The 13,229-nt window shown below is 66.6% G+C and carries 13 protein-coding genes; 4 read left to right on the top strand and 9 right to left on the bottom strand.

Features of this window, described 5'->3' with window-relative positions:
- Positions 1-23 precede the first annotated feature (23 nt).
- The 9 genes from ACSS7Z_RS07955 to ACSS7Z_RS07915 all read right to left on the bottom strand — a co-directional run bounded on the left by ACSS7Z_RS07955 (position 24) and on the right by ACSS7Z_RS07915 (position 8,440).
- Complete coding sequence (locus tag ACSS7Z_RS07955; RefSeq protein ID WP_438253965.1) at positions 24-1,208, bottom strand: thiolase family protein; 1,185 nt, start codon at positions 1,206-1,208, stop codon at positions 24-26.
- Positions 1,208-2,398: a bifunctional 2-methylcitrate synthase/citrate synthase gene (locus ACSS7Z_RS07950; protein WP_438253964.1), complete on the bottom strand. Its 1,191-nt coding sequence runs from the start codon at positions 2,396-2,398 to the stop codon at positions 1,208-1,210. The genes ACSS7Z_RS07955 and ACSS7Z_RS07950 overlap by 1 nt, the downstream gene beginning before the upstream one ends.
- Before the next feature lie 3 nt (positions 2,399-2,401).
- A complete protein-coding gene (gene prpB / locus ACSS7Z_RS07945; protein WP_438253963.1) occupies positions 2,402-3,304 on the bottom strand; it encodes a methylisocitrate lyase in 903 nt (300 codons plus the stop codon).
- Positions 3,305-3,446: 142 nt separating this feature from the next.
- Positions 3,447-4,964: an MmgE/PrpD family protein gene (locus ACSS7Z_RS07940; protein ID WP_438253962.1), complete on the bottom strand. Its 1,518-nt coding sequence runs from the start codon at positions 4,962-4,964 to the stop codon at positions 3,447-3,449.
- Positions 4,961-5,635: a GntR family transcriptional regulator gene (locus ACSS7Z_RS07935; protein WP_438253961.1), complete on the bottom strand. Its 675-nt coding sequence runs from the start codon at positions 5,633-5,635 to the stop codon at positions 4,961-4,963. Before ACSS7Z_RS07935 ends, ACSS7Z_RS07940 begins: the two co-directional genes overlap by 4 nt.
- 81 nt (positions 5,636-5,716) lie before the next feature.
- The gene (locus tag ACSS7Z_RS07930) at positions 5,717-6,217 is read right to left on the bottom strand and encodes a PaaI family thioesterase (protein ID WP_438253960.1); all 501 of its coding nucleotides are present in this window, start codon (positions 6,215-6,217) and stop codon (positions 5,717-5,719) included.
- Between the two features lie 102 nt (positions 6,218-6,319).
- Complete coding sequence (locus ACSS7Z_RS07925) at positions 6,320-6,685, bottom strand: VOC family protein (RefSeq protein ID WP_438253959.1); 366 nt, start codon at positions 6,683-6,685, stop codon at positions 6,320-6,322.
- Between the two features lie 77 nt (positions 6,686-6,762).
- The gene (locus tag ACSS7Z_RS07920; RefSeq protein ID WP_438253958.1) at positions 6,763-7,743 is read right to left on the bottom strand and encodes an EamA family transporter; all 981 of its coding nucleotides are present in this window, start codon (positions 7,741-7,743) and stop codon (positions 6,763-6,765) included.
- A gap of 82 nt (positions 7,744-7,825) precedes the next feature.
- Positions 7,826-8,440, bottom strand: coding sequence for a glucose-6-phosphate isomerase family protein (locus tag ACSS7Z_RS07915; protein ID WP_438253957.1), 615 nt, complete (start codon positions 8,438-8,440; stop codon positions 7,826-7,828).
- 138 nt (positions 8,441-8,578) lie between these two features.
- Between ACSS7Z_RS07915 and xylB the strand changes: the two genes are divergently transcribed.
- Genes xylB through ACSS7Z_RS07895 form a run of 4 tightly spaced genes read left to right on the top strand, consistent with a single transcriptional unit; the run spans position 8,579 to position 13,117 of the window.
- Complete coding sequence (gene xylB / locus ACSS7Z_RS07910) at positions 8,579-10,180, top strand: xylulokinase (RefSeq protein WP_438253956.1); 1,602 nt, start codon at positions 8,579-8,581, stop codon at positions 10,178-10,180.
- Positions 10,180-11,187: a phosphoglycerate dehydrogenase gene (locus tag ACSS7Z_RS07905; RefSeq protein ID WP_438253955.1), complete on the top strand. Its 1,008-nt coding sequence runs from the start codon at positions 10,180-10,182 to the stop codon at positions 11,185-11,187. Before xylB ends, ACSS7Z_RS07905 begins: the two co-directional genes overlap by 1 nt.
- Before the next feature lie 41 nt (positions 11,188-11,228).
- Positions 11,229-12,158, top strand: coding sequence for a shikimate dehydrogenase family protein (locus ACSS7Z_RS07900; RefSeq protein WP_438253954.1), 930 nt, complete (start codon positions 11,229-11,231; stop codon positions 12,156-12,158).
- A complete protein-coding gene (locus ACSS7Z_RS07895) occupies positions 12,158-13,117 on the top strand; it encodes a phosphotriesterase family protein (protein WP_438253953.1) in 960 nt (319 codons plus the stop codon). The genes ACSS7Z_RS07900 and ACSS7Z_RS07895 overlap by 1 nt, the downstream gene beginning before the upstream one ends.
- Positions 13,118-13,229: the final 112 nt, after the last annotated feature.

Here is a 13,229-nt window from a genome sequence, read left to right as displayed (position 1 = left end):
AAGTCTGCGAGGATCGCCCCGCTTCAACCCCGCTTCAGCAACGCCGCCAGCGCCTGTCCGCCACCGATGCACATCGTGACGATCGCATATTCTCCGCCAGTCCGCTGCAACGTCAAAGCCGCTCGAACCGTGAGAATCGCACCGGTCGCCCCGACCGGGTGCCCGAGCGCGATCGCTCCTCCATACGGATTCACGCGAGCCGGGTCGAGCTCCGCATCGCGAATCACCGCGATCGCCTGAGATGCGAACGCCTCGTTCAGCTCCACCGTGTCGATGTCGGCCGGCGTCAGCCCAGTCTGCTTGAAGAGCTTCTTCACCGCGAGCGTCGGCGCGTAACCCATGATCTCAGGCTCCAGCGCGGCGGTGGCCACAGCTTCTAGAGTGGCCAGCACCGGCGCGCCCTCAGCGCGAGCATCCGACTCGCGCATCAGCACCGTCGCTGCACCGCCGTCATTGATGCCCGACGCGTTGCCCGCCGTCACCGTGCCGTCCTTGGCGAACGCCGCAGCCAATCCGGCCAACGTGTCCAGAGTCGTCTCCGGTCGCGGGTGTTCATCTCGCGACACCTCAACGGGCTTACGACCCGACGTGGTCACCGAGACGATTTCCTCCGCGAACGCTGCTTGCGCGGCGTCTGTCGCTGCCCGCCGCTGCGACTCGAGCGCGAAAGCGTCCTGCTCTTCCCTCGTCACGCCGAAACGAGACGCGACGTTCTCGGCCGTCGTGCCCATGTGCTTGTTCGTGAACGGATCCGTGAGCATCGCGATCGTGCCGTCGAGCAGCTGACGATGTCCGAGCCGGTCGTTGAACCGCGCGTTGAAATCGTAGAACGGCATCCGCGTCATGTTCTCGGCGCCACCGGCGACGGCGACATCGATCCCACCCCACAACAGTTCCTGCGCTGCCGACCAGATGGCCTGCAGCCCAGAACCGCACAACCGGTTCACGGTGAACGCCGGCGTGTTGACGTCGAGCCCGGCGGCGAGCGCGATCCGGCGCGAGATATACGCATCTCCAGCGACCTGACCGATCGTGCCAATCACGACTTCCCCGACGCGATCAGGTGAAATACCGGACCGCTTCAGCGCCTCAACGGTCGCGGCAGCACCCAGCTCGTGCGCCGGAGTGTCCTTGAACGCCCCGCCGAACCGTCCGACCGGAGTGCGTGCTCCGGCGACGATCGCAATCTTCTCCCGCGCAGCAGCCATCAGCCCGCCGCCTCTTCAGCCCGCTCCAGCACTTCAATGGCCGCGGTGTCCGGCTCGTACTCCTCGATGTGCCGCTCACCCGGTCCGTTGTACGCCGACAACGGACGAATCAGTGCGTTAGACGCCTGCTGCTCGAGGATGTGTGCGGTCCAGCCGGTGATGCGCGCCGCGATGAACAGCGGCGTGAAGGTCAGAGTGTCGTAGCCGATGAGGTTGTACGCGGGGCCCGAAGGATAGTCAAGGTTCGGGTAGATGCCCTTACGGGAGACGAACTCGTCCTCCAGCGTCGAGTACAGCGCGGCGACATCCGGGCGGTCGTAGTGCTCCACCAACGTGTCGAGCGCCGCCTTCATCGTCGGCACGCGCGAGTCGCCACGCTTGTACACGCGGTGGCCGAAGCCCATGATCTTGCGCTTCTCAGCGAGTGCGGTGTCCAGCCAACCCGAGACCTCCGAAGCAGATCCGATCTCGTCGAAGATGTGCATCACGGCTTCGTTGGCGCCGCCGTGCAGCGGCCCCTTCAATGCGCCGATCGCGCCGACGACAGCCGAGTACAGATCGCTCAGCGTCGAGGTGATGACCCGTGCGGTGAACGTGGAGGCGTTGAAGGAGTGCTCCGCGTACAGGATCATCGAGCGGTTGAACGCGTCGACGACGACGGGTGCAGCTTCTTCACCGAAGGTCAGCCACAGGAAGTTCGCGGCGTAGTCGAGGTCGTCACGTGATTCGACAGCATCCAGCCCACGACGACGACGCTGGCCGTACGACACGATCGCCGGCAGCGCGGCGAACAGCTTGAGGCTGCGCTCGAGGTTCTCCTCCGGGGTGCCGACGGCATCCAGCACATTGCTGATGCCGGCCGTCTCGATCGCGCCGATCACGCTGACCGCGGTGCGCACCTCGTCCATCGGGTGCGAGTCGATCGGCAGACGGTCGATCGCTTCTTTCACCGCGGGAGTAAGCGCACGATTCGCGCGCTCGGTGGCGCGGAAATCTGCCAACTCGGATGCCGTGGGCAGCTCACCATGCCAGAGGAGGTACGCGACCGCCTCAAACGACTGCGTAGCCGCCAACTCCTGCACCGGGTATCCCCGATACAGCAGACTGTTCGTCTCGGGATTGACCTTACTGATCGCCGTCTCATCCGCGACGACCCCGGCGAGGCCCTTCTTGATGTCGTTGTCAGCCATTGTTCACTCCTTCGTGATGGTGAAGTTGAAGACGCCCGAGTCGAAGTGATTGTACGACTCGTAGTCGATCAGGTCGTAGAGATCGGCGCGGTGCTGCATCTCGCCGAGCTTCGAGGTCAGGTGCCCCTCGTCCAGAAGCGTATCGAGTGCACGGCCGGTCGCGCCCATCGCGATGCGCAGCATCGACACCGGCCAAATGACGATGTTCACACCGACATCACGCAGCTCGTCGACGCTGAACAAGTCGGACTTCCCGAACTCTGTCATGTTCGCCAGGATCGGCACATCAACCGCAGCGCGGATCGCCGCGAACTCCTCCAGCGACCGCATCGCCTCGGGGAAAATCGCGTCGGCACCGGCATCCACCAGCGCCTTGGCGCGGTCTTTCGCCGCCTCCAGACCATCGACCGCGGCGATATCGGTGCGCGCCATGATCAGGAAGTTCTCGTCCCGTCGCGCATCGACAGCGGCCCGGATGCGCTTGACCGCCGTATCGGAGTCGACCACGGCCTTGCCATCGAGGTGGCCACACCGCTTGGGATTGATCTGGTCCTCGATGTGGGCGCCGGCGAGCCCAGCATCCTCAAGTTCCTGGATCGTACGAGCCACGTTCATCGGCTCGCCGAAACCAGTGTCGGCATCGATGATCGCCGGAAGATCGGTCATCCGTGCGATCTGCTTGCCGCGCCCGGCAACCTCGGTGAGTGTCGTCAGCCCGATGTCGGGCAGTCCGAGGTCGGCGGAGAGCACAGCGCCCGAGATATAGACACCCTCGAAGCCCTTCTGCTCGATGAGCCGCGCCGAAAGCGGGTTGAATGCACCGGGGAAGCGCAGCAGCTCACCGGAAGCGAGCCGCTCGCGGAACAGCCGCCGCTTCTCCGCCGGAGTGGTGTGGGAGTACAGCATCAGCTAACTCCTTCCGTTTCAGCGCGCATAACTCCTGAGAAGTTGCCGGCACCCCCGGGGGCGCCCCCGGAAACACGCGGCGCACGCGCGCCGGCACCAAATTTGTCAGGAGTTGTGCGCGCGAGAGGCGAGAGACTACGCATCAGAACAGCCCCGTGGTCGTCGGCTCGTCCTCCACGACACCCGGCTTCGCGATGATCGAGAGCTCTGCGACCTCTGCCGCGGTCAGCTCGGGCAGGCGCTGAACGAGCTCGAGGAACCGCTCGATCTCGGCCTCTTCCAGAACAGGAGAAGCCAGCAGACGGAACTTCGCGATGTAGTTCTCGCGCACGAACGGCCGCGCACCCAGCGGGTGAGCATCAGCCACAGCGATCTCCTCGATCACCTTCGAGCCATCCTTGAGAGTGATCTCCACACGCCCGCCGAAGGCCTTTTCGCTGATGTCGTTCGAGTGGTAGCGACGGGTCCACTCGGCATCTTCGAGCGTGGTGACCTTGTTCCACAGCTCCACGGTGTCGGCCCGGCCAGCACGCTCAGGAGCATAGGAGTCGACGTGATGCCACGAGCCATCCTGCAGCGCGACCGTGAAGATGTACGGAATCGAGTGGTCTAGTGTTTCGCGCGATGCGGTCGGGTCGTACTTCTGCGGGTCGTTCGCCCCGGAGCCGATCACATAGTGGGTGTGGTGGCTGGTGTGCAGAACCACAGATTCAACCGCAGCGGTGTCGATGCCGTCATTGTGCAGCTTGCGCGCCAGGTCGATCCAGGCCTGCGCCTGGTACTCGGCCGAGTGCTCCTTCGTGTACGTGTCGAGGATCGCGCGTTTGGCCTCGCCAGCGGCGGGCAGCGGCACCTCGTATGCGGCATCCGGGCCGTCCAGCATCCAGGCGATGACGCCGTCTTCACCCTCGTAGATCGGTGACGGGCTCGTCTGCCCGCGCATCGCGCGGTCGACCGCCTCGACGGCCATCTTGCCGGCGAACGCCGGAGCGTGTGCCTTCCACGTCGAGATCTCGCCCTTGCGGCTCTGGCGCGTGGCGGTGGTGGTGTGCAGCGCCTGCGAAACGGCCTGATAGATCGTGGCCGCGTCGAGGCCGAGCAGCGTGCCGATACCGGCCGCGGCCGAGGGGCCGAGGTGGGCAACGTGGTCGATCTTGTGCTTGTGCAGGCAGATCGCCTTCACCAGGTCGACCTGGATCTCGTAGCCCGTGGCCAATCCGCGCACGAGAGCGCGACCGTCACTGCCGACGTGCTGCGCGACGGCAAGGATCGGCGGGATGTTGTCGCCGGGGTGTGAATAGTCCGCGGCAAGGAACGTGTCGTGGTAGTCGAGCTCACGCACAGCGACGCCGTTGGCCCAGGCAGCCCACTCGGGGCTCGTACGACGCTCGAGCGGGGCACCGAATACGGTCGCGCCGTTTCCGCCGGTGGATGCCGGGTGGCTGAAAGCCTGGTCGCGAGCAGACTTGATCGGAGCGCGCGTGAGGGATGCCGCAGCAACCGAGGCGTTGTCGATGATCCGGTTGATGATCATGTCGACGACATCCGCGTCGACCTCAACGGTGTCGGTCGCGACCTCGGCGATCTTCCAGGCGAGCTGCCCTTCGCGCGGCAGGTCTTCTTCACTCTTGTAAACGCGGACGTGGTGGTTGACGGTCATGACTGTCCTTCACTGTCGGAGGGGAGGGATTCCAAGATGCTGGTGAGGGCGTTTCGCAGATGCACGTGCGTCGCGTGCGCGGCGAGATCGCCATCGCGCTCGGCGAGGGCCTCGGCGATGAGGCGGTGCTCGGACACCGAGGCGATGAGTCTGGTCGGATTGTCGCGCGACAGCCGGCGCACGCGCACGAGGTGCGTGCGGACGGTGCGCAGGGCCGCAGCAATGTATCCGTTGTCGACGGCCGAATCAACTGCCCGGTCGAAGCGCGCGATGAGCGCGTAGTAGTTGTCGCGGCCGGCCTCGATGTCGAGGGATGCCCCGGCTTCGGCGAACTCGGATGCTAGCGCGGCGAAGAGCGCCGCCTCCCCGCGCACGGCGGCCAGGCGAGCAGCGGACTCCTCCAGTGCACGACGAATCTCGAACAGCGCGCGGATGTCGTCGGCATCGATCCCGGTGACGACGGTCACACGCGGAGATTGCTGCTCGACGAGGCCGGCGGCGCTCAGTTGTTGCAGGGCTTCGCGCAGCGGAGTGCGGCTGACGCCGAGGCGAGCAGCCTGCTCGACTTCTGCCAAAACAGCGCCGGGCGCAAGCTCGCCAGATTGGATCTCCTCCAGCAGCGTCGCATAGGCGCGATCGCTTGCCCGGGTTCGCTCGACTGTGGTGCTCACATGGCTAGTGTATACACAAATGGCACAGAAAGGCCCGTTTGGGCATTCACTCCCTGCGGAACGTATACAGATGCCCGCAGGCTACCCCGTCGCCTCCAGCGGAAACACGAGCAACGATCCGGACGCCGTCGCCACCACACGCCCCTGCGCGTCGACGACCTCGCCCTCCGCGAAGCTCACCCGCCTGCCGGGCTTCGCGACGCGGCCAACACAGGTCAGCGGACCGCTCCCCTTCATGACCGGGCGCAGATAGTTCACCTTGATCTCGATCGAGGTGTAACCGGTCCCCGCGGGCAGCAGGGTGTGCGCGGCGCATCCGAGCGCTGAGTCAAGCAGTGTGCAGACGAACCCGCCGTGCACGGCGCCGATCGGGTTGTAGTGCGACTCGTCCGGGCGCGCAATGAACGTCACGGTGCCGACATCCACTTCTTGCAGTTCCATGGCGATGTGCGCAGCAATCGGAGCACCGGGGAGCTCGCCTCGCTGCATCCGGCGCAGGTACTCGATTCCATCGAGTTGCGGCAGCGCCGCCATCCCGGCATCCGTGTCCTGCCAGCGGACCACGGTCTCGTGCTCGGCCATGTATTGCTCCTCGATTCGCGCACCGTTGACTGCGTTTCTCGACGCTAGCCGAGAAACGCAGCCCCTGCTGCGTGGACCGAGTGCGTCCGAGCATCCGCGAGCTCAGCCGGCGTCAGTCACCCCTTCATACAGACCAATCGAGTTGCCGTCAGGATCGACGATGACGGCCCACCAGCTCGTCTCGCTGATCGGCTGCTTCTCCATCGCGATGGTCGCGCCGGCTTCGACGGCCCCGGCGACGGTTTCATCGATCGAATCGACTTCGACATAGGAGCGCGGCTGGCTGAAGTCCGCACTGCGCGGCGCCAGCCCTCCCCCGCTGATCTGGTTAGGCGCCTGCCACATCGGGTAACCCTCGAACCCGGGTATTTCGGCGATCTTCCACCCGAACAGACCCGAGTAGAACGCCTGCGCCCGGGCCATATCGGTCACCGGGATGTCGATGTGCGTGATGTCTCCGTGGGCCATGACCCTGTCCTCTCTGACGTGTCACCGGCGCCGATCGGACACCAGTGCGGCCAGTCTCATCCCGCTGGCCCACGAGTTCAAGGGGTGTTTGGGAGGGGCGGCACGAGAGGGTCCGAAGATGTTGCCGCCACGGGCTCCCCGAGTTTGACAAGCACCACTCCCACCAGCACGAGTCCCGCGCCGACCGACTGAAGTACGTTCGGCAACTGCCCGAGCAGCAGCCAGCCGAACAGCAGGGCCGCGATCACCTCGGCCAGTGCGAGGAACGACGCCAGGCGTGAGCCGAGCATCCGCGTGGATGTGATGCCAAGCACGTACGCGAGCGCCGTCGCGATGAGGCCGATGGCGAGCACGGGAACGAACCACGGTACCGTCCCGAAGCGGTAGGCGACGTCGCCGGTGTTCCACACCATCGGAAGGATGCCGATGAGCCCAGCCGCGCTCAGCCCGACGGCACCCACGACGAGGCCCGATCCCGCGAGCACGATCGGCGGAAGCCCGGTGTCGCTCTTCCCGGAGAGCAAGAAGTATGCCGCAGCCCCGACCATCGCACCGAACGCCCACAGGACGCCGCCGATCTCGACACTGCGGCCGGAGAGGACATCGAGCATGAGCACGAGGCCGACGAACGCGACGGCAGCGCCGAGGATACTGCGCAGCGTTGGCCGCTCTCCTCGACGCGCCCAGAGCCAGAGCACAACAGCGATCGGGGCCGTGTACTCGATGAGCAGGGCGAGGCCGACATCCATCACCGCAACGGCTTGGAAGTAGAACAGCTGCGTCGCCGCGACGGCCAGCAGGCCATAGGCGACGATGATCCCGACGTTCCGGCGCAGTAGTCGCCAGCGGCCACGCAGCGCGATGATGGCGGGCACGAGCAGGACGAGCGCCGCCACCCAGATGCGCACCGTGACTGCCGCGCCCGGCGTCCATCCCGCATCGATGAGGCCGCGCGCCCAGGCGCCAGACATCCCGAACGCCAACGCCGCGCCGATCGCCAGCGGGAGCCCGAGCCGCAGCCCCGACCGCGCGGGCGCGTCATCCGGCGAAGTCGTCATGATCACCGACAGTAGCGGTGCTGGCGCGGCCCCGCGGGCGACCCGACGCCCGCGGGGCTCACGGCTGACGCAGAACTGCGCCTCAGTCCTCCGCGTACGCCCGGTACCCGGTGTGATCGGGGTTCGGCTTGAGCGCCCAGCCATCACCATCAGCGACAACAAGATTCTTCATCCCGCCAGCGTCGGCGATCACGGCGTAGTCCTGCCCGGCATCTGCGGCGTAGCAGAACAGGGTGACGAAGGGCTCGTCGCCGACATTGACGCTGCGGTGGATCCAGTGACCGGGCACGTCAACCGCCTTGCCGGGCGTGAGCTCGACAGCCGAGGTCTGGCCATCGAGCGTCTCCAGGAGCATGACGCCGCGGCCGCTCAGGCAGTAGTACAGCTCGGCTCGGTCGGCGATCGCGTGCAGGTGCCCGCGGGTGACAGCGAACTCCTCCCCGTAGCGTCCGGGCAGCAGTGTGCTCGTACCGACGATCAGCGCGCCGGGTCCCTCCTGGTAGCGATGGTCATCGACCCAGTAGACGAGCTCTTCGACACCGCGCTCGCCGACGGCGTCCTGCCAGGCCGCGTCATCACGGTAGACGCCGTCCATGTCACCGAGGTATTTTTCGTAACGACGGGACCGGCCCTCGATGCCGCCCTGGGGCGAGATGTCCAGCAGGGTGGGAAGGTCCACGACGGGGTGGTTGCTCACGGTGCTCTCCTGATGATGATGGGCGCTCTAAACAGCGCAGTCGATGTTGCCACAACTTGTAACTACAAGACATGTAATTACAGGTATACTCCAAAACAGCACAATCCGGAACCGCAACCAACGAAGCAGGCACGAACCGTGATCATCGCCCACGACCTCGGCACGACGGGAAACAAGGCCTCGCTGCACCACGACGATGGCCGCCTCGTGGCAGCGACCACCGTCAGTTACCCCGCCCACTTCGCCGCCGGCGGCATCGCAGAGCAGAATCCACAGGATTGGTGGGATGCCGTCGTCTCGGCCACCCGCGAACTCCTCGCCCGCACCGAAACTGCAGCCACAGACGTGCAGGGACTCGTTGTCAGTGGCCAGATGATGGGTGCCGTCCTCCTCGACGGCGAGGGCACGCCCGTCCGCCCGGCCATCATCTGGGCCGACACCCGCGCGAGCAAGCAGCAGCGCGAACTCGAGCAGACACTCGGCGCCGAACACGCCTACACCGTGCTCGGACACCGCTTGAACCCTACCTACTCGGTCGAGAAGGTCATGTGGGTGCGTGACAACGAGCCAGAAGTCTGGGCACGCGTGCGGCGCTTCTGCGTTGCCAAGGACTACATCGTCCTCGGTCTCACCGGTCACCTGGCGACCGATCGCTCCGACGCGTCAGGCACGAACGCCTACGACCAGCGCACCGGCGACTGGTCGGATGAGGTGCTGCAGGCGGCACGCCTGGACCGCGCACTGTTCCCCGAGATCCTCGAGTCGACCGCGATCGCCGGTTCGCTGACCGCCGATGCCGCCGCTGCTCTGGGATTGCACACCGGCGTCCGCGTCGTGATGGGCGGCGGAGACGGACCGATGGCCGCCGTCGGCTCCGGCATCGTCGCTCCGGAAGATGGCGCGTACGTGTGCTTGGGCACCTCATCCTGGATCTCCTTCGCTTCGCACGCTCCGCTGCATGATCCGGGAATGGGCACGTTCACCTTCGACAACGTCGTGCCCGGATCCTTCGTGCCGACAGCGACGATGCAGGCCGGCGGCGGCTCGATCCAGTGGATCTCTGAGGCGCTCTCACCCAACCCCGCAAAGCCCGAGACGGCCCGCCTCACCTCCGAAGCCGGCGGCGACCTCGATACCGAGGACCTCTACTTCCTCCCCTACCTCCTTGGTGAGCGCTCCCCCATCTGGGACCCGAACGCCCGCGGGGCCTTCGTCGGCATCGGCCGCCACCACGGCCGCGAGCACCTGGTTCGCGCCGTGCTCGAGGGCATCGGATTCAATCTGCTCACCAGCATCCACGCGTTCCGCGAATCGGGCACCGTGCTCGAGAGCATCGACGCCGTCGGCGGGGGCGCGCAGAGCGATGCCCTCCTGCAGATCCTCGCGGACGTCTGGGGGATGCCGGTGCGCCGACGCACGATCGTCGAAGAGGCGAACAGCCTCGGCGCTGCTGTCACCGGCGCGGTTGGACTTGGCCTCGCCGACTTCTCGGCGGCCCGCGCACTGAGTGAAGTGACGGCGGAGTTCACCCCGGATGCTTCGCGCCACAGCATCTACGCCACCCGCCATGACCGCTTCACCTCGGCCTATGCGGCACTGGCACCGTGGTTCGCATCAGGACCCGCGGTACAGATGTCTGCCGACGGGAACGAACGTATGCCGAAATCGGCCGAATCGGCCGACAGCCGTGGTTCTGCGCCGGCATCTGTCCCAGCGGACGAAACCGAAGGAGCTCACTGATGGGCATCATTCTCGCCACCAGCCGTTCGTTCTCCGACGGTGATATCGACCTCGTCGCGCGCGCAGCGGATGCCGGACACGACATCGTTCGCGGACCAGCGCACCACGATCTCCACGAGCTCGCTCCGCTGCTCGCCGGGGCCGACGCCTGGATCGCAGGCACCGGCCCGGTCACCGCGGCGCACCTGGATGCAGCGCCGGACCTGAAGATCATCGCGCGCTACGGCGTCGGCACGGAGGCGGTCGACATTGCCGCGGCCGAGGCCAGGGGCATCCCGGTCACCAACACTCCCGGCGCAAACGCCGAGGCCGTCGCCGACCATGCCGTGGGCCTCATGCTCGCGGCCCTGCGAACCATCCCGGACGGCGACCGGCGCGTGCGCCAGGGCGACTGGAGCGTCCGCCGAGGCCGAGAGCTGGGTGCCGCCACCGTCGGCATCGTCGGATTCGGCCGCATCGGCCAGGGCGTCGCCCGGCGCCTCGGGGGCTTCGGCAGTCGCGTGATCGCCGCCGATCCGTATTTCCCCGCTGACCGCATCCGCGATCTCGGCGCCGAGCCGATGGAATTGGACGAGCTCTTCCAGACCGCCGACGTCATCACCCTGCATGCTCCCGGCGGGCAGCGCCTCGTCGACGCCGCACGGCTGCGGAGCATGCGCATCGGCGGCATCATCGTGAACACCGCCCGGCCCGACCTCGTCGACGAGCAGGCGGTTGCTGCGGCGCTGCATGACGGCCGCCTCGCCGGCTACGCCGCTGACACGCTCGACGGCGACACGGCAGCATCCGCCAGTCCCCTGCTGGTCGACGATCTCGCCAACCGCGTGATCGTGACCCCGCACCTCGGAGCGCAGACGACCCAGGCCGTCGACAATATGGGCTCGATGTCACTGGCTGACGTCCTCGCCGTCCTCTCGGGCGATGCCCCGCAGCATCCGGTCTCCGGATCTCACCCCGCCCCCACCGCGGCTCCGGTCGCACTTGACGCTGCTAAACCCACTTTTTAACCGCACGAAGTGCGACCGGAACAGATGAAAGGCTCCGCAACATGAGCACACCACCCGCGAGCGACTACATGGGCTTCGTCGGCGTGACCACCGGGTCATCGTCGATCATGAAGGTGTTCCCGCTGTGGGCCGACATCCTGGGCCTGCCCACGCGCACGCTGATCGGCCACGACCTGCCGATGGATGCCGCCCCTGAGCAGTACCGCGCGCTCGTCGAGCAGATCCGCGACGACCCGCATCACCGCGGCGCCCTCGTCACCACGCACAAGATGAACGTGTTCGCCGCGGCATCCGAACTCTTCGACGAGCTCGACCCGTTTGCGATCTCATGCTCGGAGATCTCCAGCATCGCCAAGCGCGGTGACAAGCTCTCCGGCCGCGCGAAGGACCCGATCACGGTCGACCTCGCTCTGAACGACTTCCTGCCGGCGAATTACTTCACCACCACGGGTGCGGAGGTCATCATCCTCGGCGCGGGCGGGTCTGGCACCGCACTCAGCTGGGCCCTGGCCGAGCGCGAGGATGCCCCGCAGAAGGTCACCGTCACCGCACGCAGCGACGACAAGCTCGACCACCTGCGCGAGGTGCACCGCCAGCACGGCACCCGTGACGGGCTCATCGAGTACGTGCGCACCGATTCTGTCGAGGATGCCGCCGCGCTCGTTGCCGCAGCACCCCGCGGGTCGCTGATCGTCAACGCCACCGGCCTCGGCAAGGATCGCCCCGGATCCCCCTTGCCCGACGACGTCGTCTTCCCCGAGGGCGCGTATGTCTGGGAGTTCAACTACCGCGGCACGCTGGAGTTCCTGCACCAGGCACGCGGTCAGGAGCAGTCCCAGAACCTCCATGTCGTCGACGGCTGGCGCTACTTCATCCACGGCTGGTCGCAGGTGGTCGCCGATGTGTTCGAGCTGGAGCTGACCGCCGACATCGTCGAGCAGCTTGCGGAGGCCGCCGAGGGGGTGCGCTGATGATTCGCACCGTCCTCGGTGACATCGATCCGGCACTGCTCGGGCCGACGAACTATCACGAGCACCTTTTCCAGGTCAGCCCGCTGCTGCCCGGAGACGAGCTCGATGACGAGGATGCCTCGGCCGCCGAGGCAGCGCTGCTGAAGGCCAGCGGCTTCGCCGCGATGGTGGATGCCACGCCCTTCGGTCTCGGACGAAACCCCGAGGCGCTCGCCCGCATCAGCACGGCGACCGGAATGCACATCGTTGCCACCACCGGCCGCCACCGCGAAGCGCACTACGGGGAAGATCATCCGATGCAGGTGTGGAGCGTCGAACAGCTGGCAGAGCTGTTCATCGCCGACCTCACCGTGGGCATGGCCCGAGAAGACGACGCCGTGTTCGAAATGGCGATCGTCCCGGCGGCGCGCACCGAAACCGGCACCCGCGTGCGGGCGGGAATGCTCAAGGGTGGTATCGACTATTGGCGGATCAGCGACTTCGAGCGCACCACGCTCGAAGCCCTGGCCGTGGCGCATCGCGCGAGCAACGCACCGGTGATGGTGCACCTGGAATTCTGCACGGCAGCGCATGAGGTTCTCGACCTTCTTGCGGCTTCGGGCGTGGCATCCGATCGCGTTGTGCTCGCCCACGCCGACCGTGACCCGGATCCGGGGCTGCACGCGTCGCTCGCCGAACGCGGCGCGTACCTCGGCTATGACGGGTTCGCCCGACCGCGTACCCGCAGCGACGCTGAACTGCTCGAACTGACCGCCGCAGCCATCGAACGCGGCGCCGGCGATCGCATCGTCCTCGGCGGCGACGTCGCCCGAAGCACCCGGTACATCTCCTATGGCGGCATGCCCGGGCTGGGCTACCTCGGCGAGCGGTACCTGCCGCGACTGCGCGAGCGCATCGGTAGTGAGGTCGTCGACCGCCTCCTGGTCGCGAACCCTGCTCGTCTGCTCGACCTCGGCTGAGTCCGTGATGCGGGTTCCGCGCCACCCGCACCGCAGGTGTCGCAAGTTGCCGCTTCAACGCACGCGATGCGGCCAAACGCGACACCTGCCGCGCTCCCCCGCAGAAGCATCC

The sequence above is a fragment of the Microbacterium wangyouchuni genome, assembly GCF_051546305.1.
GTDB lineage: Bacteria > Actinomycetota > Actinomycetes > Actinomycetales > Microbacteriaceae > Microbacterium.
The sequence above is the reverse complement of the archived record's forward strand: the minus strand, read 5'-3'. Positions and strand labels throughout refer to the sequence as shown.